This window comes from Sulfuriferula thiophila (assembly GCF_003864975.1).
In the GTDB taxonomy this organism is placed as follows: Bacteria; Pseudomonadota; Gammaproteobacteria; order Burkholderiales; family Sulfuriferulaceae; genus Sulfuriferula; species Sulfuriferula thiophila.
Map to the genome: position 1 here is coordinate 75,103 of NZ_BHGL01000007.1, position 24,911 is coordinate 100,013.

Consider the following 24,911-nt stretch of genomic DNA (forward strand, 5'->3'; position numbering starts at 1 on the left):
AACATGCTATCAATTTACAATCGCCGCCGACTCATCAACCAATTCAATTTGCTAGTCGCTGCATTATCAATGCTGGTTGGCCTGTTGGCCCTGGGCTGGATATTATGGACGCTGCTAAGCTACGGCCTGCATGGCGTCAGTATGGACATGTTCACCAAAAACACGCCACCCCCAGGCAGTGACGGGGGATTGCTAAACGCAATTGCCGGCAGCTTCCTGATGTCGATGGTAGGTACATTAATAGGCACGCCGATCGGCATTCTTGCTGGCACATATTTAGCCGAGTTTGGTCAACGCGGCTGGCTGGCACCTGCTACCCGGTTTATTAACGACATTCTGCTGTCAGCACCGTCCATTGTGATTGGCCTGTTTGTGTATTCCGCGTATGTGATGACCGTCAGGCATTTTTCCGGTTGGGCCGGTTCACTGGCGCTGGCTTTGCTGGTAATACCGGTCGTGGTGCGCACTACCGAAAACATGCTCAGACTTGTCCCCAATACCTTGCGTGAAGCGGCAGCAGCCCTGGGTGCTCCGCAGTGGAAAATTGTCACCATGATCACCTGGCGCGCTTCCAAGGCAGGCATGATGACCGGCATACTGTTAGCCATTGCCCGCATCAGCGGCGAGACCGCACCATTACTGTTTACCGCCCTCAACAATCAGTTCTGGAGCACGAACATGAATGCGCCAATTGCCAACCTGCCTGTTGTGATCTTCCAGATGGCAATGAGCCCGTACGATGACTGGCATGATTTGGCCTGGGCTGGCGCATTATTGATTACCGTTACTGTGTTAGGGCTAAGTATCCTCGCCCGAGTCTTGTTCCGCCAAGAAAAAACATCTCATTAATATCGCAAACCATGAGCAAAACTATGGATACCAACACTAAAATCAGCCTACGTAATTTGAATTTTTACTATGGCAAGAATCATGCGCTAAAGAATATCAACCTCGACATCCCGAGCAATCATGTAACCGCCTTCATCGGCCCGTCGGGATGCGGAAAGTCTACCTTATTGCGCACACTAAACCGGATGTACGATCTCTATCCGGGACAGCGCGCTGAAGGGCAAATCATACTCGATGGCCAGGATATCCTCGATAAAGCTACCGACCTGAACAAGCTCCGTGCACGCGTGGGTATGGTGTTCCAGAAACCAACGCCCTTCCCCATGTCGATTTATGACAATATCGCTTTCGGCATTAAGCTATATGACAGTCCATCGCGTTCGGAACTGGATGACAGAGTGGAATGGGCGCTGAAAAAGGCCGCGCTATGGAACGAAGTCAAAGACAAGCTGAATCAAAGCGGATACAGTTTGTCCGGCGGCCAGCAACAACGTTTATGTATCGCTCGCGGCATCGCTGTAAAGCCCGAAGTCTTGCTGCTCGATGAGCCAGCATCAGCACTTGATCCTATATCTACGGCGCGTATTGAAGAGCTCATACACGAACTGAAAGCAGATTACACCATCACCATTGTCACGCACAGCATGCAACAAGCTGCGCGCGTGTCTGACTACACTGCCTATATGTATTTGGGTGAAATGGTCGAGTTTGGCAAAACCGACGTCGTGTTTACCAACCCGAGCAAAAAAGAAACCGAGGATTACATTACCGGAAAATTCGGCTAATTATTCCACACCAATAAAAAATGCGATGTCTCTACTGACACATCGCATTTTTTACTTTATAGACATAACTCAACCCGTATTAGCCGCTCGGCTATACACCTCGCTTAAGCCACTGAATAACGCACAGCTGTCGCAATATGTTCAGCCTGCTGTTTAGACTGTTCTGCCGACTGGCTTTCCACCATCACACGTATTAATGGCTCTGTACCGGATGCACGCAACACTACCCGGCCAGTATTGCCTAATACAGTCTCGGCTGTCTGTACTGCCTGCTGAATTGCGGTATGCTGCAGATCCACTTTTGCACTTACACGTACGTTCAAAAGCGTTTGCGGATACTGCTCCATATCCGCCGTGTATTGCGCCAATGACATTTTGGCTTCACGCAATGCGCGTAATACCTGCAATGCCGCAATGATACCGTCACCCGTAGTGTGCTTCTCCAGACACAGAATATGACCGGACGCCTCACCACCTAATTGCCAGCCGCGATCTGCCAGCATTTCCAGCACGTAACGATCGCCCACTTTTGCACGTGCAAAAGGGATGTCCAGACGGTCCAAAGCATGTTCCATCCCCAGGTTAGTCATTAGCGTACCGACAACGCCACCCTTCAATTTACCAAGCAGCTTTCGATGCTTGGCAATGATATAAATTAACTGATCGCCGTTATAAATCTTGCCGTCGCTGTCAGCCATCATCAGCCGGTCGCCATCGCCATCCAGCGCAATACCAAAATCAGCACGATGATGTCTTACTGCAGCGCTCAACGTCGCTGTATGCGTAGCACCACATTCACGATTGATATTGGTACCATCAGGATGGTTGCCGATAGGTATCACTTCCGCACCAAGCTCATGTAACACGGGCGGCGCCACATGATAAGTAGCACCTTGCGCGCAATCAACAACGATACGTAAACCGCGTAAATCCTGGTCAAAAGGAAAGCTGCTTTTACAAAACTCAATATAGCGTGCCGCTGCATCATCAATGCGTTTAACCCTACCCAACTCGCGCGATGACATGGTTTGCATAGGCTCAGCTAACTGCGCCTCAATCGCCAACTCTGTTTCGTCAGCCAGCTTCTGACCCGTCGCAGAAAAGAACTTGATGCCGTTATCTTCAAACGGGTTATGGGAAGCGGAAATAACCACGCCAGCCTGTAAACGCAACGCTCTGGTCAAATAAGCCACGGCAGGCGTAGGCATAGGCCCGACCAACCGTACGTTGACACCTGCGGCACACAGACCAGCCTGCAATGCCGCTTCCAGCATATAACCTGAAATTCGGGTATCTTTACCGATTAAAACAACCGGATTCTCTCCTGGCGCCAGCGCGCTGCGATCGCTTGCCAGAACTTTCCCAGCGGCATATCCCAAACGCATTACAAATTCAGGGGTAATCGGCGCATCGCCCACACGCCCACGAATACCATCCGTACCAAAATATTGCCTAATCATTGCGTATCCTCAATTGCCTGCCACACTGTTAATGCATCGCGGCACGCGACCACATCATGCACTCTAATAATATTCGCCCCGCGGCTTACCGCATACAAATGCGCGGCCAGTCCTGCGGCTTCCCGGTCGTTGACGTCACGGCCTGTCAGCGCACCGAGCATGGACTTTCGTGACATCCCCACCAATAGCGGGTAGTTTAACTCAACCAATGCATCCAGATGTTTCAACAATTGTAAATTGTGCTGCAAGCGTTTACCAAAACCGAATCCCGGGTCAATGGCGATACGTTCCCGCGCTATACCGGCACCCAGCACAGCCGCGATACGCTGCTGCAGGAATGCGCTTACATCCGCTACTACATCTCCATAGCTGGCATGGGCTTGCATCGTTTGCGGCTCTCCCAGCATATGCATAATACATATAGCAACATCCGACTCCGCGACGGCAGTCAACGCACCCTCCGCCTGCAAAGCCTGCACATCGTTAATCATGTGCGCGCCAGCCTCGATTGCCGCACGCATTACTTCAGTCTTACGGGTATCTACCGAGATAACTGCGCCGCATCCGCGCAATGATGACACAAGTGGCACAACCCTCTGCAACTCCTCTTCAACGCTAACTGGTTCAGCCATAGGGCGGGTCGATTCCCCGCCTATATCGATAATATCGGCACCAGCAGCGATCAATTTGTGTGCGTGCTCAAGCGCCGCTGCGCGTTTATCAAATTGGCCACCGTCCGAAAAAGAATCAGGAGTGATATTGACTATCCCCATAATCCGCGGACGTGACAGTTCCAGTTGAATATTGCCACAGCTTAAATACATAGACAGGCTCGTTGTTTACAAGACTACAAAAGAAAAAGCCGGGGTTTCCCCCGGCTCATGACGCGATTCGCTTTACGCTTCTGCTGCTGGCGTAACGGTGGGCGCTGGCTTCACGGTCGGCGCACCATCTTGCGGTGGTGGCGTTGGTGAACCAGTCGATACCGGTTTGGGTTCCCGTGGAGGCAAACCGTCCATGATATCTTTAATCTGGTTGGCGTCGATAGTTTCCCACTCAAGCAATGCCTTGGTCATCGCCTCTACTTTGTCACGATTATCTTCCAGAATTTTCCGTGCCAATGCATATTGTTCATCGATGATACGACGAATTTCCATGTCGACTTTCTGCATCGTTGCTTCAGACACATTCTTATGCGTCGTCACGCTACGACCCAAAAATACCTCACCCTCATTTTCCCCATAAACCATAGGGCCTAACGCTGGTGACATACCCCATTGGGTAACCATGCGCCGCGCCATCTCTGTGGCACGCTCAAAGTCATTGGAAGCGCCGGTGGTCATATGATTCATGAACACCTCCTCAGCAATACGACCACCAAACAGCACGGAAATATTCTGCAAAAGTTGCGCTCTGTCCATGCTGTAACGGTCTTCCGTTGGCAGTTGCATGGTCAAGCCCAATGCACGTCCACGTGGAATAATCGTCACTTTATGCACAGGATCAGTCTTATCCAGCAAGTAAGCAACTACAGCATGGCCAGACTCATGATATGCGGTATTACGCCGCTCTTCTTCCGGCATCACCATATTCTTACGTTCAGCACCCATCATGATTTTGTCTTTGGCACGCTCGAAGTCGTCCATTTCCACCACACGCTTATTACTCCGTGCCGCGAACAGCGCAGCTTCATTGACCAGGTTCGCCAGATCAGCACCTGAAAAGCCAGGCGTTCCACGAGCCAGAATGTCGGCACGCACATCAGGCGCACTCGGAATCTTGCGCATATGCACCAGCAAAATCTGTTCACGACCACGTATATCCGGTAACGGAACCACTACTTGACGGTCAAAACGACCTGGACGCAGCAAAGCAGGATCCAGCACGTCAGGCCGGTTAGTTGCAGCAATCACAATCACACCCGCTGAACCTTCAAAACCGTCCATCTCTACCAGTAGCTGATTCAATGTCTGCTCACGTTCATCGTTACCGCCGCCCATACCCGCGCCACGTTGCCGACCAACCGCATCAATTTCATCGATAAAGATAATGCAAGGCGCATTTTTCTTCGCCTGGTCAAACATATCACGCACACGCGCGGCACCTACACCGACAAACATTTCGACAAAATCAGAACCGGCAATACTGAAAAACGGTACTTTAGCTTCACCTGCGATGGCTTTTGCCAGCAAGGTTTTACCTGTACCCGGGCTGCCCGCCATCAGAACACCACGTGGCACTCTGCCACCCAGTTTCTGGAACTTGGATGGATCACGCAGAAAATCAACCAGTTCGGACACTTCTTCTTTTGCTTCGTCGCAACCAGCAACATCGGCAAATGTAATTTGATTAGTAGATTCATCCAGCATGCGCGCTTTGCTTTTGCCAAAGGAGAATGCTCCGCCTTTGCCACCGCCCTGCATTTGACGCATGAAGAATACCCATACGCCGATTAACAGCAGCATAGGGAACCAGGAAATGAAGATACTCATCAGGAACGAAGGTTCCTCTTCTGGCTTGGCTTCAACTGCCACGCCATTTTTGAGCAAGTCAGAAACCATCCATGGATCTGATGGCGCATAAGTGCTAAAGCGCTTACCGTCATTCTTAGCGCCTTTGATGACGTGGTTTTCAATCACGACCTTGGCAATCTGACCTTGTTTTACTTCCTCAATAAATTGAGAGTAATCCATTTGGGTTTGCGCAACCTGACGACTGCTGAACTGGTTAAATACCGTCATCAGCACCAACGCTACCACTAACCAGATAGCAATATTTTTGAACATATTATTCATTAATCAAGCTCCATTTGAGCATATATAGATATTTTAGCGACGATTTTTGATTCTAACTCTAATTTAGTGGCTATGTAACCGCTTTGCGTAGATTTTTACAAAGCAGATACACCTCACTACTACGATCTCTCGATGCTTTCGGCTTGCGGTTAAGTACTTGTTCAAAGGTGGCACGCAGCAGCTGGAAATACTCTTGATACCCCTCGCCCTGAAAAACTTTGACAAGAAACTGACCATTTGGTTTCAAATGCCCACAAGCAAACTCCAGCGCCAACTCGCATAAATACATGCTTCGTGCCTGATCAACACTTGCTACACCACTCATATTGGGTGCCATATCCGATATTACAAGGTCTACTTGCCGATTATTTACGACTTGAGCCAGCTTCTCTAACGTCACATCTTCGGTAAAATCACCCTGAATAAATGTCACACCGGCAATAGGATCCATCTCCAGTATATCCAGCGCGATAACCTGGGCACCCTGACGCACTGCCAACTGCGACCAACCACCAGGAGTTGCCCCTAAATCGACCAAAAGCGTACCAGGACGGATTAAATGATCGCGCTCATTGATCTCTTCCAGCTTAAATGCTGCGCGCGATCGATATCCTTTCGCCTTCGCCAATTTCACGTAAGGGTCATTCAAATGCTCTCGCATCCATGCTTTGCTGGTTCTACTTGGCTTCATCGGCTAAAATAACGGTTTAGTTAAAGGACAAAACTCATGACCACTCTCAATGCTGTTCAACGCCGCCATCTGCGCTCCCTGGCTCACCAGCTCCACCCTGTCGTCATGATAGGTGATGCCGGGTTATCCGAAGCGGTCATGCGTGAAATTGATCTTAGTTTAAAAGCCCATGAACTGATTAAAATTCGCGTACTGGGTGATGATCGTGATGCACGTATCGCCATGTTAGATCGAATCTGTGCCGATCTCAATGCCGCGCCTGTGCAACACATAGGGAAATTACTGCTGGTGTACCGCCCTGGCGAAAAACCAAAACTTACTTTACCTAAATAATTTATTTGCCTGACTGCTTGAACAGCAATACCAGGCCCAGCAAGCTTTCAATCAAGTAAACAATACTGGACACACCATGCCAATGCGCAAAACGGTCGCTAAACATACTTTGCATGACCGCCTTGGGCATGGCCTGTTCTTTCAAGCTTTCCATTATAGGCTGTATACCGAAATGGATACCCAGCGTTAGTAACAACATCACCAATGCAGTCCAGAAAAAAGCCTGCTTGAGTGCCGCTCCACCGAACTGTACCAATCGATGCAGCAGCAAATACACGCCGCAGACCATGCCAACGTAGGCAATTACGGTAAACATGCCACCGGCAAGATTACCTGCCAGCTGTTTATCTGCTAACTGGGTAAACAACACGGGCGCGGCTATATATCCGATAGCCCACAAACCACCTACCCATAAGGTAAGCGCTATTTTCGCCAGCGCGTCAGGAAATCTCGGCATGATCAGATATATTTCACATCCAGTACTTCATACTGACGCACACCACCCGGCGCCTGCACATCAGCAGTATCGCCGGCGTATTTACCAATCAGTGCGCGAGCTATCGGCGAACTGATTGAGATTTTTGACTGTTTAATATCAGCCTCATCGTCGCCAACAATCTGATAAGTGACGGTTTCGCCGCTTTCCAGCTCTTCCAATTCTACAGTAGCGCCGAATACAATCCGGCCTTCTGCTTCCACCTCAGCAGGATTGATAATTTGCGCTGAAGACAATTTACCTTCCAGATCAGCAATTCTGCCTTCGATAAATCCTTGCTTCTCTTTCGCGGCGTCATATTCGGCATTTTCCGACAGATCACCTTGCGCACGCGCTTCAGCGATAGCCGTAATTACAGAAGGACGCTCTACGGTTTTCAGATTATGCAGTTCCTCGCGCATCATTTGCGCACCTTTAACTGTCACCGGTGTTTTTGTCATCATATTCATGTTGCTTTTCCTCAGGCAGTCAACTGCCCATGTAATCCTTGTAAATCGTACACTTTCAGTTCGCTCATCGCCTGCATACCGATACACGCAGCGCGCGCACCTGCTAGCGTAGTGTAATAAGTGACACGTTGTGCCAGCGCAGCACGGCGTATCTCTACTGAATCACGCACCGCCCGCTTATCATCGACCACATTAACGATAAAACTGATTTCATTATTTTTGATCATATCCACAATATGCGGACGACCTTCTGCAACTTTATTCACGATGGTCACAGCCAGTCCGCCTGCACTCAATGCAGCGGCGGTACCGCGCGTCGCGTGCAATACGAAACCCAGTGCAACCAATTGCGCGCCAATCTCGACTATTTTTTCTTTATCTGCATTGCGCACACTGATAAACGCATGACCACCTTTAGGCAATTTAACGCTGGCTGCCAATTGCGACTTTACAAACGCTTCCGCAAATGTCTTACCTACGCCCATCACTTCACCGGTAGATTTCATCTCAGGACCAAGTAACGTATCGACACCCTGGAACTTGGCGAACGGGAATACCGCTTCCTTCACCGAAAAATACGGCGGCACGATTTCTTTGGTAACTCCCTGCGCCTTTAAGCTCATGCCCGCCATGCAGCGTGCAGCAACCTTAGCCAGCGGCACACCCGTAGCCTTGGATACAAACGGCACGGTACGTGATGCACGCGGATTGACCTCAAGCACATAAACCGTTTCGCCTTGCAGGGCAAACTGCACGTTCATCAGTCCGACTACATTTAAAGCACGCGCCATGGCCACTGTTTGCCGGCGGATTTCATCCTGTACTGCAGGTGTTAAACTGTATGGCGGTAATGAACACGCCGAATCGCCAGAGTGCACGCCAGCCTGTTCAATATGTTCCATAATGCCGCCGATAACGACATCAACGCCATCGGAAACAGCATCCACGTCGATCTCGATCGCATCATTCAAGAAGCGATCCAGCAAGACTGGCGAATCATTGGAGACTTTAACCGCTTCGCGCATATAACGCTGTAAATCCTGCTCTTCGCGTACAATTTCCATCGCGCGCCCACCCAGTACATAGGAAGGCCGCACCACCAATGGGTAGCCGATCTCTGCCGCAAGGCGGATGGCTTCTTCAGCAGAACGCGCTGTACGGTTAGGCGGCTGCTTCAGACCCAGGCCCATCAGCATCTGCTGAAAACGCTCACGATCTTCTGCACAGTCAATCATATCTGGCGTTGTACCGATGATAGGCGCACCAAAGGCTTCCAGGTCCCGCGCGAGCTTCAACGGTGTTTGTCCGCCATACTGCACGATCACGCCTACCGGCTTCTCGATACGTACAATTTCCAGCACATCTTCCAGCGTCAACGATTCAAAATACAAACGGTCGGAAGTGTCGTAGTCAGTAGAGACAGTCTCCGGATTACAATTGACCATGATGGTTTCGTAACCATCTTCACGCATCGCCAACGCCGCATGCACACAGCAGTAATCAAACTCAATACCCTGACCGATACGGTTAGGCCCGCCACCCAGCACCATGATTTTTTTACGATCGGTCGGATGTGACTCGCATTCTTCTTCATACGTTGAATACATATACGCAGTATGTGTCGCAAACTCGGCGGCACAGGTATCGACCCGCTTGTACACCGGATGGATACCCAGATCCCAGCGGCGCGCACGCACTGCATGCTTGTCACAGCCCAGCAGGCTGGACAGCCGGCGATCAGCAAAACCGTTGCGCTTCAAACGACGCAATTCTGCCGCATCGATATCCGCCAATTGACGGCCTTGCAGACTGGCTTCGTCTGCCATTAACGCCTGAATCTGCACCAGAAACCATGGATCGATTTTGGTAAACTCAAAAATCTCTTCCATGCTCATCCCGATACGGAAGGCATCTGCTACGTACCACAGACGCTCAGGGCCGGGATTGCCGATTTCAGCCTCGATCACATCACGATCGCTGGTCAGCGGATTAAGACCATCCATGCCGGTCTCCAGACCACGCAACGCTTTTTGCAAGGATTCGCGGAAAGTACGGCCGATCGCCATCACCTCGCCCACCGATTTCATTTGCGTGGTCAGGCGGTCATTCGCTTGCGGGAATTTTTCAAACGCAAAACGAGGAATCTTGGTCACTACATAATCGATACTCGGCTCAAACGAAGCCGGAGTAGCGCCACCGGTAATGTCGTTTTTCAGCTCATCCAGCGTATAGCCGATTGCCAGCTTAGCGGCGATTTTGGCAATCGGGAAGCCCGTGGCTTTCGATGCCAGTGCCGAAGAGCGCGATACACGCGGATTCATCTCGATCACCACCATGCGCCCGTCAGCCGGATTAATACCGAACTGCACGTTGGAACCGCCCGTCTCGACACCAATCTCACGCAGCACGGCTATCGATGCATTGCGCAATATCTGATATTCGCGGTCAGTCAGGGTTTGTGACGGCGCTACGGTGATCGAGTCGCCGGTATGCACGCCCATAGGGTCAAGGTTCTCAATGGAACAAACAATGATGCAGTTATCCTTGCGGTCACGCACCACTTCCATTTCGTACTCTTTCCAGCCGATCAGCGATTCTTCAATCAGCAGTTCATGCGTAGGCGATGCTTCCAGACCGCGCTCGCAAATCTCGGTGAATTCTTCCTTGTTGTAGGCAATACCGCCGCCCGTACCCCCCATCGTGAACGATGGTCGAATAATAGTCGGAAAACCCATCACTGCCTGCACTTGCAGGGCTTCTTCCATGCTGTGTGCGATGGACGACCGCGGCGAAGCCAGTCCGATACGGGTCATTGCCTGCTTGAACTTCTCACGGTCTTCCGCCATGTCGATGGCATCACGTGACGCACCGATCATTTCCACCTGATATTTTTCCAGCACACCATGCTTGGCCAGGTCCAGCGCGCAATTCAGCGCGGTCTGTCCGCCCATGGTGGGCAATAACGCATCAGGGCGCTCTTTTTCAATGATTTTTTCCAGCACCTGCCAGGTTATCGGCTCGATATAAGTCACATCGGCCATGTCCGGGTCAGTCATGATTGTCGCCGGGTTGGAGTTCACCAGAATGACTTTATACCCCTCTTCGCGCAAGGCTTTACACGCCTGTGCGCCGGAGTAGTCAAATTCGCATGCCTGGCCGATGACAATAGGGCCGGCACCGATAATCAGTATGCTATGTAGGTCTGTACGCTTAGGCATAATTTTTTAGGCAAGATTAACGAACACATTTAAACTTCAGAACTGCCGCACAACAACATACTGCCCGGCATCCCCAACTCTAAACATCTTCTAACAACAATAAACCGGCATACAGCCGCCGGTTTTTAAAGTAAACGATTAGCGCGCTTGCATCAGCGCAATAAAGCGATCAAACAGATAATCCACATCATGCGGCCCCGGGCTTGCTTCCGGATGGCCCTGGAAACTGAACGCAGGCACATCGGTACGCGCAATACCCTGCAATGAACCATCAAACAGCGACGTATGCGTCACCCGTATATTATCCGGCAACGTGTCTGCATCCACCGCGAAACCATGGTTCTGACTGGTAATCGCCACGCGTCCAGTATCCATGTCTTTCACCGGATGGTTTGCACCATGATGACCGAATTTCATTTTGACGGTTTTAGCACCGGAAGCCAGCGCCAGCAATTGATGCCCCAGACAGATACCAAACGTAGGGATACCGGTTGCCACCAGTTCGCGGATAGCCGTAATCGCATAATCGCATGGCTCTGGATCGCCCGGCCCATTGGACAAGAAGATACCATCCGGGTTCAGCGCCAGCGCGTCTTGTGCACTGGCTTGTGCAGGCAACACAGTGATTTTGCAACCACGTTGTGCCAGCATGCGCAGAATATTCCGTTTCACCCCATAGTCAAACGCAACCACATGGAACGGCGTTGCAGTAGGCGTAGTAAAGCCTTTACCCAGGCACCACTCACCCTCGGTCCAGGTATAAGCCGATTTCGCTGACACCACTTTTGCCAGATCCATACCTGCCAGACCAGGGAAACCACGGGCCAGACGTAAGGCTTCGGCATCATCCACATCACCCGCCATGATGCAACCAGATTGCGCGCCAGTTTCGCGTAACAACCGGGTTAAACGACGGGTATCAATATCGGCGATTGCAACTTTATTTTGCGCAATCAGGTAATCTGACAACGACTCGGTCGAACGGAAATTGCTTGCTAACAATGGCAAATCGCGCACTACCAGGCCAGCGGCATGTATTTGCGTTGATTCGACATCTTCTGGATTAACGCCAGTATTGCCAATATGAGGATAAGTAAGTGTGACGATCTGACGAGAATATGAGGGGTCAGTCAGGATTTCCTGATAGCCCGACATGGCAGTATTAAATACCACCTCGCCAACTGTTGAACCTAACGCGCCGATGGCAACACCGCGAAAAACTGAACCATCAGCAAGCACCAAAATAGCGGATTGAGCGTGCGACAAGGGAGTACTCCGGTGTGAGGCTTATACAAAGAAGCGGGCAAGGTTCACACCACGCCCGCCTCTGCAAGAATTACAGCATTTTACCGTATTAAGGCACTAAGTTCAATCTGCATTCGGCCTGGCCTAATAACATACCGTGACCGCTGCCGCACCCAGACCAGATTGCAGCGTAGCCAACAAGTCATCATGCAGCATCACCCGCCAGCTTGCCCCTAACTCCATATCGGTCTGCACTTGCGCCAGGCGATAGCGCAATTGCACCAGACAACCGCTTTCATCATTGCAATACGGACGCAACCAGCCCTGCAACTGACTTACCGTCAAAGTCGGGCCCGCTGTTATCTGCAACGATTTGGCATAACGCGTACGCGCACTGGTTACATCAAACAGTTTATCCACATTGATACGCAAGCCGCCCGAGTAGTCGTCTTTGCTGACTTTGCCTTCCACCAGCAACAAGCTGTCTTCCTTAAGCCAATCCCGATGGCGCTCGAACACCTCGTTAAAAATCGGCACTTCCACAGTTGCCAGACCATCATCCAGCAACACGAACGCCATTTTGCCGCGCCGTGTCATCTGCGTACGCATAGATACGATAATACCGGCCAGCAATACCGGCTGCGGGTTAGGCGCGAGTTTATCCAGACGGGTTTTGATCAGTGCCTTCAGCTCACTGGCGTATGCATTAAACGGATGACCGCTGAAATAGAACCCCAACGCCAGCTTTTCCTGCAGCAGCTTGTCCTTTTCCGGCCAGCGCGGCACATCCACCAATGCCGGCTGGGTATCCGGATGGCTGTCGAAATCATCGAACAAACCGCCCTGATTCACTGACGCCGCGGCCTGATCCGCCAGCTCCAGCGCCATACCCACCGATGCCAGCAGCGCAGCCCGATGATCATTAACACCGTCAAATGCGCCCGCGCGGATCAGCGATTCCAGCGTGCGCCGGTTGACGCTACGCTTGTCTACCCGCCGTGCCAGATCAAACAGATCAACAAACGGGCCATCCTGCTCACGCGCCGCCACAATGGCGTTGATCGCAGCTTCACCAGTGCCTTTAACCGCACCCAGACCATAACGGATCTGCCGCTCATTTTCCGGCGCAAACCGATAGCCGGAACGATTAATATCCGGCGGCAGCACTTCCAGCCCGCTCGCCAGAGTATCTTCATAAAAATTCTTGACCTTGTCGGTATCATCCATATCCGCCGATAGGGTCGCGGCCATGAACGCCGCCGGATGATGGGCTTTCAGGTAGGCCGTATGATAAGCCACCAGCGCATAAGCGGCAGAGTGCGACTTGTTGAAACCATAGCCGGCAAACTTTTCCATCAGGTCGAAAATATAAGTCGCCTGCTTGGCATCCACGCCTTTCACCACCGCGCCATTGACGAAAATATCGCGGTGTTCGGCCATTTCCTCGGCCTTTTTCTTGCCCATCGCGCGCCGCAGCAAGTCCGCAGAGCCCAGCGTATAGCCGCCCATGATCTGCGCGATCTGCATCACCTGTTCCTGATAGACGATGACACCGTAAGTCGGCTTCAGCGTACCTTCCAGCATCGGATGCATGTAATCAACCTTGGCCTTGCCATGCTTACGGTTGATAAAGTCGTCCACCATCCCCGATTCCAGCGGCCCCGGACGGAACAGCGCAACTAGCGCCACTACGTCTTCAAAGCAGTCCGGCTGCAAACGCCGGATCAGGTCTTTCATGCCGCGCGATTCCAGCTGGAATACTGCTGTGGTTTTACACGACTTGAGCAACGTAAAGCTGCCTCTATCATTGAGCGGCAAGGTCTCCAGACTGAACGGCGCCTTGCCATCCGGGGACAGTGCCGCCACGTAACGCATCGCCCAGTCGAGAATGGTAAGCGTACGCAGACCCAGAAAGTCGAACTTCACCAGCCCGGCTTTTTCCACATCGTCCTTGTCGAACTGCGACACCGCAGAGTCCGAACCCTCAGCCAGATAAATCGGACAGAAATCGGTAATCTTACCCGGCGCAATGAGCACACCACCGGCGTGCATACCGACGTTACGGGTCAGGTCTTCGAGTTTTTCCGCCAGCCCGAACAGCTCGCGCACATCTTCTTCATTGTCGTAACGCTCTTTGAGCTGCGGCTCCATTTCCAGCGCCTTGCGCAACGACACCGGCTTCACCCCTTCGATCGGGATCATCTTGGATAACTGGTCGCACAGGTTATATGGCAGATCCAGCACACGGCCGACGTCGCGGATCACCGATTTGGAACCGAGCGTGCCGAAGGTCACGATCTGCGACACCGCCTCACGTCCGTATTTGTCCTTGACGTAATTGATTACGCGCTCACGGCCGTCCTGACAGAAATCGACGTCAAAGTCGGGCATGGATACCCGTTCAGGATTCAGGAAGCGTTCGAACAGCAGGTCGTACGGCAGCGGATCCAGATCGGTAATCCCCAGCACGTACGCCACCAGCGAACCCGCACCGGAACCCCGCCCCGGCCCCACCGGCACGCCGTTATGCTTGGCCCAGTTAATAAAATCGGCCACGATCAGGAAGTAGCCAGGGAAACCCATCTGGATAATCGTGCCCAGCTCGAATTCCAGCCGTTCCTGATACTCCGGGTAACGTCGCTCACGTTCCGCCGCATCGGGATACAACACCTGCATGCGCGCTGCCAGACCTTCGGCAGAGCGCTGGCGCAGAAAGTCATCCAGGGTCATGCCATCAGGGGTGGGGAACTGCGGCAGTTTGCTTTTGCCCAGCTCAAGATTCAGCGAACAGCGCTTGGCAATTTCCACGCTATTGGCCAGCGCTTCCGGCAGATCGGCAAACAACTCCGCCATTTCTGCCTGAGATTTGAAATATTGTTCTTCGGTAAATACCCGCTGCCGGCGCCGATCGCCGAGCAAGGCGCCTTCGGCAATACATACCCGCGCCTCGTGTGCTTTGTAATCGTCACGATCCAGAAACTGGATCGGATGTGTCGCTACCACTGGCAACCCAAGCTCGGCCGCCAACGGCAAAGTCAGCTGCAGGCAATTCTCAGCGTCTACCAGACCGGTACGCTGTATTTCCAGATAGTAGCGTTGCGGAAACAATGCCGCCCAACGACTGGCTGCGGCACGAGCTGCAACATCATTCCCGGTCAGCAAAGCCTGTCCGACATCACCCATCTGTGCGCCGGACAAGGCAATCAATCCTTCCGTGTTTATCTCTTCCAGCCATGCAGGCTGCAGCTCGGCTCGCCCACGCGAACGATTCTCCCGATAGGCTCGCGTCAGCAATTCAGACAGGGTGCGATAGCCAGCAAGATTCTGCGCCAGCAGCAATAACCGGCTCGGACGGTCTCGCTCCAGGTCATTACTGACCCAGACATCGCAACCCATAATCGGTTTAACGCCTTTGCCGCGCGCGGCCTGATAGAACTTGACCAGCCCGAACAGATTGGACAAATCTGTCAGCGCCAGCGCAGGCATGCCGTCGCCAGCAGCACGCGCTACCGCGTCGTCAATACGCACGATACCGTCAGTGATGGAATACTCCGAATGGAGCCGCAGATGAATAAATTGGGGAGCAGACATGCTGACATTTTACCCCAGAAACCATGACCCCAACATTACCGAAACCACGCTTAGCGCATTCAGCACTCCGCCAATACGCTATAATGCTGTTTAATCAAATCGCTACAGCCACACATCATGTCCAGCATATTAAACATCGCCGCCTATCGTTTCGTCGAACTCGAGCAACTCCCGGAATTGCGCGAGCAGTTCCGCCAGCGTAGCGCCGCCCATAAACTCAAGGGCACCATTCTGCTTACACCGGAAGGCATTAACATGTTCCTGGCAGGTGAAGCCACAGAACTGGAAGCCTTTATCGACTGGCTTACCGCTGACGCCCGCTTTGCCGGGATCGAAATCAAACGCAGCTGGTCGGATGAAATCCCGTTCAACCGCATGCTGGTTAAACTCAAAAAAGAAATCATCACCTTCCACCAGCCCGATTTTCAGCGCACCGCACATCCGGCACCGCAACTGCCGGCAGCCGAGTTAAAAAAATGGTACGACGAAGGGCGCGAATTCATCATCGTGGATACCCGCAACGACTTTGAATACCAGGTCGGCACGTTCAAAAACGCAGTTAACCTGCAACTCAATACCTTTGGTGATTTTGCTGCCGCAACTGAACAGCTCAAAGACTACCGCGACATCCCGATTGTCACCTTCTGCACCGGCGGCATACGCTGCGAGAAGGCCGCCCCCTTCATGGCCGGCGAAGGCTTTAATCAGGTGTATCAACTGCAGGGTGGCATACTGAAATATTTTGAAGAATGCGGCGCGAGCCACTATGACGGCGAATGTTTCGTGTTTGATAAACGCGTTGCGCTGGATGGCGACCTCAAGCCGACGGAAACCAATATCTGCTTTGCCTGCCGTACCGTGCTTACCCCGGCAGAACAGACGTCACCGGATTATGTGGTCGGTATCTCCTGCCCGCATTGCGCAGGCAAACAGGCTGCCGCCTGACCATCGACCCAGCACTCAGTCGTCAGCAGCAGCGGCACCGAGGTCAGGAAACAGCACCTCGGTAAAGCCGAAATAGCGCAAATCCTTAATCCGCATGGGGTAGAGCACACCCCACAGATGATCGACCTCATGTTGCACCACACGGGCATGAAAGCCCGATACGGTACGGTCTATGCTGTTACCAAACTGATCAAAGCCCTGATAGCGCAACTGCGTGTAACGCGGCACCAGGCCGCGCATCCCCGGAACGGACAGACAACCCTCCCAGGCTTCGTCCTGCTCCTCAGTTAACGCCGTGAGTGTGGGATTGATCAGTACGGTTTCCGGCACCGCTTCAGCATCGGGATAACGCGGGTTATTCGCCACACTGAATATCACCACCTGCAGGCTGACGCCGATTTGCGGCGCAGCCAGACCAGCGCCGTTGAGCGCAGTCATGGTATCGCGCAAATCTGTTACCAGCGCATGCAACTCCGGCGTATCAAACTCCGTCACTGGCAATGCCTGCCGCAACAACAACGGCTCACCCATTTTTAACGTGGAGCGAATCGCCATGCTTATAGCTCTACCTGGGTACCCAGTTCGATCACGCGATTAGTCGGGATATGGAAAAACGCAGTCGCGCTACTGCCGTTGCGTGCCATACTGACGAACAGTTTTTCACGCCACAACGCCATACCCGGCACTTTGGTCGCAATCAAGGTTTCACGACTGAGGAAGAATGATGTTTCCAGCATATTGAAACCGTGCTCGTGTATCTTCACACCCTCCAGCGCAAGCGGAATATCCGGTTCATCCTTGAAGCCATAGAACACCGTGACCAGATAAAACTCGTTGCCTACTGCCTCCACTGCAACTCGCTCTTCATCCGGCACCCACGGCACATCCCGGGTTTTCACGGTCAACAAAATTACGGTTTCATGGATGACTTTGTTATGCACCAGATTATGCAGCATCGCATGCGGCACACCGTCCAGATTGGTGGTCAGGAATACCGCCGTACCGGGGACACGTATCGGCGGATGCGCGGCAATACCACCCAGAAACGGCAGCAAGGCAATTGATCCAGCCTGCTGGCGTTCGGCCAGTATCTGCCGGCCACGCTTCCAGGTAGTCATCAGTGTAAACATCAGCACACCAATCGCCAACGGAAACCAGCCGCCCTGGAAAATTTTGATGGCATTCGCACTGAAGAAGGCCAGATCCACGCTCAGGAAAAACAGCATACCCACCAACGTCGCCGGCCATCCCCATTTCCACATACCGCGCACTACTACAAAGGCCAGTATCGTATCGATCGCCATGGTACCGGTCACGGCAATACCATAGGCCGAGGCCAGATTACTCGACGTCTGGAATCCCAGAATCAACGCCACAATACCCAGCAGCATGGCCCAGTTCATCACCGGCACATAAATCTGCCCGATTTCGCGCGCCGAAGTATGCACAATATCCATACGCGGCATGAAGCCTAATTGCGTAGCCTGGCGTGTGACTGAAAACACCCCGGAAATCACCGCCTGCGACGCAATCACCGTCGCCAGCGTCGCCAACCCCACCATAGGATACAGCGCCCAGTCTGGTGCCATGTTGTAAAACGGATTGCTGACCGTACTGGGGTCATGAATCAGCATCGCGCCCTGGCCGAAATAATTGAGCAGCAATGCCGGCAACACAAACAGAAACCAGGCCGCCCGGATCGGATGCTTGCCGAAATGGCCCATATCCGCATACAACGCCTCGGCACCAGTCAGTGCCAGCACCACCGCACCCAGCGCCAGGAAACCATGCATACGGTGTTCCGCAAAAAATTCAAATGCATAGCTCGGGTTCAGCGCCTGCAATACTGCAGGATAGGCTATGATTTTGACCACACCCAGAATCGCCAGTGTAATGAACCACACAATCATGATCGGTCCGAACAGGATACCCACAGTCGCCGTACCTTTGCGCTGGATGAAAAACAGCGCACCCAGCACCCCCAGTGAAATAGGAATCACAAATTCTTTTAACGCCGGTGTGGCAATCTCCAGCCCTTCAACTGCAGACAGCACCGAAATAGCCGGGGTGATGATACCGTCACCAAAAAACAGCGCTCCGCCAAACAGCCCCAGCATCAGTAGCGGCCAGCGCAATTTCGAATCCGTACCCACTACCCGCTGCATCAAGGCGATCAAGGCCATAATTCCGCCTTCTCCACGGTTATCGGCACGCATGATGAACACCACGTATTTCAGCGACACCACGATCAGCAGTGACCAGAAGATCAGCGACAGGATACCCAGTACGTTCTCATGACTGGTAGCGATGCCATGCGCAGGGCTGAATACTTCTTTCAGGGTATAAAGCGGACTGGTTCCAATATCACCGTACACCACGCCAATTGCGGCAACCGACAATGCTGCCAGACTTTGTTTATGAACAGCATCAGCTGAATGAGCTGCTTGCATATAAATTCCTTAACGATGACGTATAACTTCAGGGATAGCCCGGCGCAGATAATACACCATAGACCATATAGTCAGCAGAGCTGCCAACCAGATCAGCCATGTACCCAGTTGCTGTATATCCACTCCCAGCCATGATTCATGGAACAGCAGCAACAGAATCGCAATCATTTGTGCGGCTGTTTTAAATTTACCTATCATGGAGACCGCAACACTGGAACGCGCACCGATACTGGCCATCCATTCCCGTAAAGCTGAAATCGTAATCTCACGGCCGATAATGATCAAAGCAATCAGCGCATCCACGCGCCCCAATTGCACCAGCACGATCAGCGCAGCAGCCACCATCAGCTTGTCTGCCACCGGATCCAGAAAAGCACCAAATGCCGAAGTCTGATTGAGGATGCGCGCCAGATAGCCATCCAGCCAGTCCGTTACTGCCGCTACCGCAAACATCACTGCCGCCAGCAGGTTTACCTGATGCTCATCCAGCCAGCCATCCGGCAAATAAAACACTGCCACCACCAGCGGAATCAACAAAATACGCAGCCAAGTCAACAAATTCGGTACATTAAGCGGCATGATGAATAATAAAGACGAAGTAAGCCTGCATTTTAACCCAGAAAGCCATGATTGCTTAACGCAGTGTGCTGGAAAACAACAACGGAGATACTGCATACCATGACTAACACTCCACGACCAGAATCAACTGTTGCGCAAAAGAGTATTCTCTTTAAATTACCGATACCTGCATTCCATGGATTTATGGCACTATGCTATAAACAGAATAGTCGACACGACTTCACTACTCATAGCAACAGCAATACTAAAATATTTATCGATACATCATGGTGGTATCTTGATTGCATCGTGCATAAAGCTTATGTTACACACACAAGAACGCTAACAATAAAGCCGTTAACCATCATGTGAGGCTGCACCGGTCATGAACAACAATAGCAACTATTCTGCAAAACTGGCTGTGGCTGCACTTGCTCTGACCGCTCTAGCAATTACCTTCTCTGCGTGGCGCTATACGAGCCAAGGCACCGAGCAACTGGCTAATGAGCGCTTCCATACCAGAGTCGCGCAAATCGACACAGCGATACAGGATCGCATGCTGGCCTACGAACATGTCTTGCGTGGCGGAGTCGGCTTATTTTCCGCCTCCCACAATGTCAGCCGGCAGGAATGGCATGATTATGTAGCTAATCTACAACTTCACGAAAACTATCCCGGCATACAGGGCATGGGATTTTCACTTTGGATTCCATCCGCCGAACTCGCTGCACACATAACGCAAATCCGCCATGAGGGCTTCCCCGATTACACGGTAAAGCCTGCTGGAACACGTCCCGCTTACACCAGCATCATCTATCTGGAGCCATTCGACGCGCGCAACAAACGCGCTTTTGGTTTTGATATGTTTTCTGAGCCAACACGGCGTGCCGCCATGGAAATAGCTCGCGATACTGGCAAAGCCAGTGTTTCAGGCAAAGTAAAACTGGTGCAGGAAACCAAGCAGGATGTGCAGAATGGCTTTCTGATGTATATGCCGGTTTATCGTGGCGCGCGGCCTGACACTGTCGCACAACGCAAAACCGCGTTGATGGGCTTCGTTTACAGCCCGTTTCGCATAAATGATCTGATGCAGGGAATTTTGGGCAAAGCCATACCCGACGTAACCCTACAAATTTACGATGGCACCAACATAACTAACGATGCCATGTTGTACAAAAGCAATAATTCGCACCACACGGCGCTGTTTTCCGACACCCGGAAAATAGATATCAATGGTCACACATGGACTTTACGCTTCTCCTCCCTGCCTGTTTTTGAACAGGAAGTTGATCGGCATACACCCAACATCGTTGCCGTTTCGGGTCTTGCTCTCTCAACCCTGCTGACCTTACTGCTCATCTCGCTGTTAAACACCCGCGCACGCGCGCTTGAACTGGCAAAAGCCATGACGGTGACTGTCAGAGAAAACGAAGAACGCTTTCATTCTGTTGTAGATACTGCAGCTGACGGCATCATCGTCATCAGTGAAACCGGCCTCATCGAATTTTGCAACCTGGCAGCACAACACATATTTGGCTACCCGGCTGAAGAAATGATCGGCAACAATATCAGCATGCTCTTGCCCGAACTGCATCATAGCCAGCATGATGGCTACCTCGCACACTATTTGCGCAACGATGAAGCCCATATCATTGGCAGCGGAAGCGAAGTGGTCGGACTGCATAAGGATGGCACAAGCTTCCCGATGGAACTGTCAGTCGGGGAAATGCATGCTGACGGCCAGCGTAAATTTACCGGCATGGTGCGCGACATCACCGAACGCAAAAAAATCGACAAATTAAAAAGTGAATTTGTCTCCACCGTCAGCCATGAGTTGCGCACCCCCCTCACCTCCATCCGTGGCTCACTGGGTCTGGTTGCAGGAGGCGTCACCGGCGAGATACCAGCTAAGGCCAAGGAACTCATCGACATCGCGTACAAAAACAGTGAACGCCTGGTACGTTTGATCAATGACATACTGGATATCGAGAAAATCGAATCCGGCATAATGACGCTGGATCTGAGACCGCATGCATTAATGCCGCTGATAGAACAGGCAGTAGAAGCCAATCGCGCCTATGGCGAGGCCTATGGTGTAACGTTCAAAATCACCGAAACCATGCCGGGCGTACACGTGCAAGTTGATCAGGATCGCTTACTGCAAGTCATGGCCAACCTGCTCTCCAACGCCGCCAAATTCTCACCAGCCAACGGCCTGGTAAAAATCGCTGTGACCCCCGGCAAGCTGGGTATCAGAGTGATGGTAATAGATCAGGGGACAGGCGTACCGGATGCATTCCGCAACCAGATTTTCCAGAAATTCTCGCAAGCAGACTCGTCAGACACCCGCCAAAAAGGCGGTACCGGCCTGGGCCTCAGCATTACCAAAGCCATTATGGAAAAAATGCACGGGGTTATCGGATTTGATTCCGAAGCCGGTGCAGGCTCGGTGTTTTATATTGAACTGCCTGAATATTGCGATAAGGGAATATGCTTAACCCATCCGATCGCAGAACCCGGCATTTTACAAAATAAATTGCCGCGTATATTAATTTGCGAAGATGATGATGACATTGCCAAGCTGCTCAGCATTATGCTCAACGACGGCGGGTTCATTACCGACATTGCTCATGACGCGCAGCAGGCCAAACAATTACTGCAATCCAGCCACTATGACGCCATGACTCTGGATATCGGCTTACCCGATCAAGATGGCCTTTCACTGCTTCAAGAACTGCGCACCAACACCGCAACTGCCAAGTTGCCTATTGTGGTGGTATCAGCAAAGGCAGAACAGGGACGTGCCGAGATCAATGGCAGTTATGCCTTGGTAGGCTGGCATGACAAACCGATTGATCGCGAACTTTTACTGACGCAGCTACATGCTGTCATAACACTGCGGCACGACAACCACCTCCCACGCATACTGCATGTGGAAGATGACCCGGATGTCCGACAGATTTTGAGTTCGATAGGACGGGGTATCGCCGAATTTGACCACGCCGGCTCAGTTCAACAAGCCGCTGCCAAACTGGCGCAGCAACATTACGACCTGATAGTGCTGGACATTAACTTACCGGATGGGTCTGGCTTGTCGCTGATGCCACACTTCCAGAAGCTGAATGCGACAACACCGGTTATGCTATTTTCAGGTGCGAATGTCACCCGGCTAGAGGCTAGCCAGGTAGCATCCGTACTCATCAAATCATGTACGACCAATCAGGAACTGCTAAGCGCCATCACGAAACTGATAACCAAAACCTGACCGATCACAGCAAGCGTTTGTTTCGGGCATTGCTGACTTGAAACAAGCACCAAAAGGAAATGGGAATATGCAATGAGCACACCTTCCACTATTAATGAAGCGCTACGTGCAATGCGTGCACAATATCAAACCAGCCTCCCTGGCAAACTTGCTGAAATTTCAGCTTTATGGGAAACACTGCGCCATGCAGAAACACTTGACGCAACAACAACGCAGACCCTGCATCGTCTTGTGCACAGCCTGACAGGTTCCGGGGCGACATTTGGCATGAGCGCCCTCAGCCTGGCGGCTAAAACGCTGGAGCTCACACTTAAGGATGAGCTGCAGAGCGCTGAGCGACTCAGTACAGAACTAAGCAACCGGATTCAGGCGCAATGGCACGAAGTCACTCTGGCTGCAGAAAACCCGGATGCCGCAAGGCCGGAAAAAACCAGCAAAATAACACTGGAAATGGAAGCCAAAGCAGCGACGAAACAAAGCAGCAGCACTATCCTGCTGGTGGAAGACGATCTGGATCAGGCCCGCAATCTGGAGCTGCAGCTTGGCCATTTCGGCTATACGGTGAAAATACTGCACGAAACGGCATCGCTAAATGCGACCATCGCAGAAACACACCCGGCCGTTATCATCATGGACGTGGTTTTTCCTGATAGTGACATGTCTGGCCCCTTGGCGATAACCGCTCTTGCTGACGAAATCAAAGCCAGCATTCCGGTTGTTTTCCTCTCCAGTCGCAGTGACATCAATTCACGTTTAACTTCGGTGCGCGCAGGAGCGGCGGCTTATTTCACCAAGCCAGTGGATATGGGCATGCTCATAGACAAACTTGATAGCCTGACCAGTGACATTTCACCTGATCCCTACAAAGTTTTAATCATAGATGATTCAACGTCCCTGGCCGCTTTTTACGCGCTGACATTGCAATCCGCGGGCATGGATACCCGCGTGGTGACCGATCCGATGACCATGCTCGACGCAATCAGCGATTTCACACCAGAGCTGATCCTGATGGACATGTACATGCCGGGCTGCAGCGGGCTGGAACTGGCCAGAATCATTCGCCAGCAAGAGGTCTACGTCAGCACTCCCATTGTGTTCCTGTCTGCAGAAACCGACATTGATATCCAACTCGAAGCCAAGCAGTTCGGCGCGGATGATTTTCTGACCAAGCCTATAGATGCAACGCACCTGATTTCCTCAGTCACGTCCAGAGTAGAGCGTTATCGCACATTACGGACATTTATGGTGAGAGACAGCCTGACCGGTTTGCTAAACCATACCAAAATCAAAGAAGAGCTGGATGTCGAGGTATTACGCGCACAGCGGCAAAAATCCTCACTGGTATTTGCGATGATAGATATCGATTTCTTTAAAAAGGTTAATGATACCTATGGCCACGCTACCGGAGACCGGGTCATCAAAAGCCTGTCCCGGCTATTGCAGCAGCGCTTGCGCAAAACCGATATTATCGGGCGCTACGGTGGTGAAGAATTCGCTGTGGTATTAAGGGATACCGATGGCGTCAGTGCAACTGCCGCCATGGAGCATATTCGCAAGGCATTTGAACAGATAGTGCAGTATTCGGACGATACCGAATTTACCGTTACATTCAGCTGCGGACTGGCCGAGTTTCCTGCGTTTGCCAGTGCAGATGAAGTCAGCATTGCCGCCGACAAAGCGATGTATGAAGCAAAAGCCCTGGGACGTAACCGTGTCGTGTTGGCAGCAGCGCACGCCGACAAACCATGAAAATGCACCGGCATGACGTTCACAACGTCGTG

18 protein-coding genes are annotated in these 24,911 nt (G+C 51.9%); 6 read left to right on the plus strand and 12 right to left on the minus strand.

What is annotated here, in order from left to right; all coding sequences use genetic code 11:
- Positions 1–3 precede the first annotated feature (3 nt).
- Both pstA and pstB read left to right on the plus strand, forming a co-directional pair.
- Positions 4–849, plus strand: coding sequence for a phosphate ABC transporter permease PstA (gene pstA, locus EJE49_RS05160; RefSeq protein WP_124949350.1), 846 nt, complete (start codon positions 4–6; stop codon positions 847–849).
- 23 nt (positions 850–872) lie between these two features.
- Positions 873–1,634, plus strand: coding sequence for a phosphate ABC transporter ATP-binding protein PstB (gene pstB, locus EJE49_RS05165; RefSeq protein ID WP_223246760.1), 762 nt, complete (start codon positions 873–875; stop codon positions 1,632–1,634).
- A 104-nt stretch (positions 1,635–1,738) separates the two neighbouring features.
- On the opposite strand, the gene glmM is transcribed toward pstB, so the two are convergent.
- From glmM to EJE49_RS05185, 4 genes are all read right to left on the minus strand, one after another.
- Complete coding sequence (glmM, locus tag EJE49_RS05170; protein WP_124949352.1) at positions 1,739–3,094, minus strand: phosphoglucosamine mutase; 1,356 nt, start codon at positions 3,092–3,094, stop codon at positions 1,739–1,741.
- Positions 3,091–3,918 (minus strand): dihydropteroate synthase, encoded by an 828-nt coding sequence (gene folP, locus EJE49_RS05175; RefSeq protein ID WP_124949353.1) that lies wholly within the window; start codon positions 3,916–3,918, stop codon positions 3,091–3,093. Before folP ends, glmM begins: the two co-directional genes overlap by 4 nt.
- A 72-nt stretch (positions 3,919–3,990) precedes the next feature.
- Positions 3,991–5,889 (minus strand): ATP-dependent zinc metalloprotease FtsH, encoded by a 1,899-nt coding sequence (gene ftsH, locus EJE49_RS05180; protein ID WP_124949354.1) that lies wholly within the window; start codon positions 5,887–5,889, stop codon positions 3,991–3,993.
- Positions 5,890–5,959: 70 nt separating this feature from the next.
- A complete protein-coding gene (locus EJE49_RS05185; protein ID WP_124949355.1) occupies positions 5,960–6,580 on the minus strand; it encodes an RlmE family RNA methyltransferase in 621 nt (206 codons plus the stop codon).
- A gap of 36 nt (positions 6,581–6,616) precedes the next feature.
- Here EJE49_RS05185 and yhbY point away from each other — a divergent pair, with 36 nt between their 5' ends.
- Positions 6,617–6,913 (plus strand): ribosome assembly RNA-binding protein YhbY, encoded by a 297-nt coding sequence (gene yhbY / locus EJE49_RS05190; protein WP_124949356.1) that lies wholly within the window; start codon positions 6,617–6,619, stop codon positions 6,911–6,913.
- Position 6,914: 1 nt separating this feature from the next.
- Here yhbY and EJE49_RS05195 read toward each other — a convergent pair whose 3' ends face one another.
- The 5 genes from EJE49_RS05195 to dnaE form a co-directional block, all read right to left on the minus strand.
- On the minus strand, positions 6,915–7,370 hold the full coding sequence (locus EJE49_RS05195) for a DUF4149 domain-containing protein (protein WP_124949357.1): 456 nt from the start codon (positions 7,368–7,370) through the stop codon (positions 6,915–6,917).
- Positions 7,371–7,372: 2 nt separating this feature from the next.
- Positions 7,373–7,849, minus strand: a complete 477-nt coding sequence (gene greA / locus EJE49_RS05200; protein WP_124949770.1) for a transcription elongation factor GreA — start codon at positions 7,847–7,849, stop codon at positions 7,373–7,375.
- A 20-nt stretch (positions 7,850–7,869) separates the two neighbouring features.
- Positions 7,870–11,076: a carbamoyl-phosphate synthase large subunit gene (gene carB, locus EJE49_RS05205; RefSeq protein ID WP_124949358.1), complete on the minus strand. Its 3,207-nt coding sequence runs from the start codon at positions 11,074–11,076 to the stop codon at positions 7,870–7,872.
- A gap of 138 nt (positions 11,077–11,214) precedes the next feature.
- Positions 11,215–12,342, minus strand: coding sequence for a glutamine-hydrolyzing carbamoyl-phosphate synthase small subunit (carA, locus tag EJE49_RS05210; protein WP_124949359.1), 1,128 nt, complete (start codon positions 12,340–12,342; stop codon positions 11,215–11,217).
- Positions 12,343–12,465: 123 nt separating this feature from the next.
- Positions 12,466–15,912 (minus strand): DNA polymerase III subunit alpha, encoded by a 3,447-nt coding sequence (gene dnaE, locus EJE49_RS05215; RefSeq protein WP_124949360.1) that lies wholly within the window; start codon positions 15,910–15,912, stop codon positions 12,466–12,468.
- Positions 15,913–16,029: 117 nt separating this feature from the next.
- Here dnaE and EJE49_RS05220 point away from each other — a divergent pair, with 117 nt between their 5' ends.
- On the plus strand, positions 16,030–16,857 hold the full coding sequence (locus EJE49_RS05220) for a sulfurtransferase (RefSeq protein ID WP_124949361.1): 828 nt from the start codon (positions 16,030–16,032) through the stop codon (positions 16,855–16,857).
- 15 nt (positions 16,858–16,872) lie between these two features.
- On the opposite strand, the gene def is transcribed toward EJE49_RS05220, so the two are convergent.
- The 3 genes from def to pgsA are packed head-to-tail and all read right to left on the minus strand — an operon-like array spanning position 16,873 to position 19,886.
- Entirely contained in the window at positions 16,873–17,412 is a 540-nt protein-coding gene (gene def, locus EJE49_RS05225; RefSeq protein ID WP_124949362.1) for a peptide deformylase, read from the minus strand.
- Between the two features lie 2 nt (positions 17,413–17,414).
- On the minus strand, positions 17,415–19,307 hold the full coding sequence (locus tag EJE49_RS05230; protein WP_124949363.1) for a potassium transporter Kup: 1,893 nt from the start codon (positions 19,305–19,307) through the stop codon (positions 17,415–17,417).
- Between the two features lie 9 nt (positions 19,308–19,316).
- Positions 19,317–19,886 carry a CDP-diacylglycerol--glycerol-3-phosphate 3-phosphatidyltransferase gene (gene pgsA / locus EJE49_RS05235; protein ID WP_124949364.1) on the minus strand — a complete coding sequence of 190 codons (570 nt, stop codon included), beginning with the start codon at positions 19,884–19,886 and terminating at the stop codon, positions 19,317–19,319.
- A gap of 364 nt (positions 19,887–20,250) precedes the next feature.
- Here pgsA and EJE49_RS05240 point away from each other — a divergent pair, with 364 nt between their 5' ends.
- Positions 20,251–23,130, plus strand: a complete 2,880-nt coding sequence (locus EJE49_RS05240) for a CHASE domain-containing protein (RefSeq protein ID WP_124949365.1) — start codon at positions 20,251–20,253, stop codon at positions 23,128–23,130.
- Between the two features lie 72 nt (positions 23,131–23,202).
- Complete coding sequence (locus tag EJE49_RS05245; protein WP_124949366.1) at positions 23,203–24,879, plus strand: diguanylate cyclase; 1,677 nt, start codon at positions 23,203–23,205, stop codon at positions 24,877–24,879.
- Positions 24,880–24,911 lie beyond the last annotated feature (32 nt).

Excerpts from the sequence above, each read along its gene's own strand:
- pstB (WP_223246760.1), top strand. The coding sequence starts at position 873 with ATGGATACCAACACTAAAATCAGCCTACGTAATTTGAATTTTTACTAT.
- def (WP_124949362.1), bottom strand. The coding sequence starts at position 17,412 with ATGGCGATTCGCTCCACGTTAAAAATGGGTGAGCCGTTGTTGTTGCGG.
- pgsA (WP_124949364.1), bottom strand. The coding sequence starts at position 19,886 with ATGCCGCTTAATGTACCGAATTTGTTGACTTGGCTGCGTATTTTGTTG.
- folP (WP_124949353.1), bottom strand. The coding sequence starts at position 3,918 with ATGTATTTAAGCTGTGGCAATATTCAACTGGAACTGTCACGTCCGCGG.
- ftsH (WP_124949354.1), bottom strand. The coding sequence starts at position 5,889 with ATGAATAATATGTTCAAAAATATTGCTATCTGGTTAGTGGTAGCGTTG.
- EJE49_RS05240 (WP_124949365.1), top strand. The coding sequence starts at position 20,251 with ATGAACAACAATAGCAACTATTCTGCAAAACTGGCTGTGGCTGCACTT.
- dnaE (WP_124949360.1), bottom strand. The coding sequence starts at position 15,912 with ATGTCTGCTCCCCAATTTATTCATCTGCGGCTCCATTCGGAGTATTCC.
- pstA (WP_124949350.1), top strand. The coding sequence starts at position 4 with ATGCTATCAATTTACAATCGCCGCCGACTCATCAACCAATTCAATTTG.
- EJE49_RS05220 (WP_124949361.1), top strand. The coding sequence starts at position 16,030 with ATGTCCAGCATATTAAACATCGCCGCCTATCGTTTCGTCGAACTCGAG.
- carB (WP_124949358.1), bottom strand. The coding sequence starts at position 11,076 with ATGCCTAAGCGTACAGACCTACATAGCATACTGATTATCGGTGCCGGC.
- EJE49_RS05230 (WP_124949363.1), bottom strand. The coding sequence starts at position 19,307 with ATGCAAGCAGCTCATTCAGCTGATGCTGTTCATAAACAAAGTCTGGCA.
- yhbY (WP_124949356.1), top strand. The coding sequence starts at position 6,617 with ATGACCACTCTCAATGCTGTTCAACGCCGCCATCTGCGCTCCCTGGCT.
- EJE49_RS05245 (WP_124949366.1), top strand. The coding sequence starts at position 23,203 with ATGAGCACACCTTCCACTATTAATGAAGCGCTACGTGCAATGCGTGCA.
- greA (WP_124949770.1), bottom strand. The coding sequence starts at position 7,849 with ATGACAAAAACACCGGTGACAGTTAAAGGTGCGCAAATGATGCGCGAG.
- glmM (WP_124949352.1), bottom strand. The coding sequence starts at position 3,094 with ATGATTAGGCAATATTTTGGTACGGATGGTATTCGTGGGCGTGTGGGC.
- EJE49_RS05185 (WP_124949355.1), bottom strand. The coding sequence starts at position 6,580 with ATGAAGCCAAGTAGAACCAGCAAAGCATGGATGCGAGAGCATTTGAAT.
- EJE49_RS05195 (WP_124949357.1), bottom strand. The coding sequence starts at position 7,370 with ATGCCGAGATTTCCTGACGCGCTGGCGAAAATAGCGCTTACCTTATGG.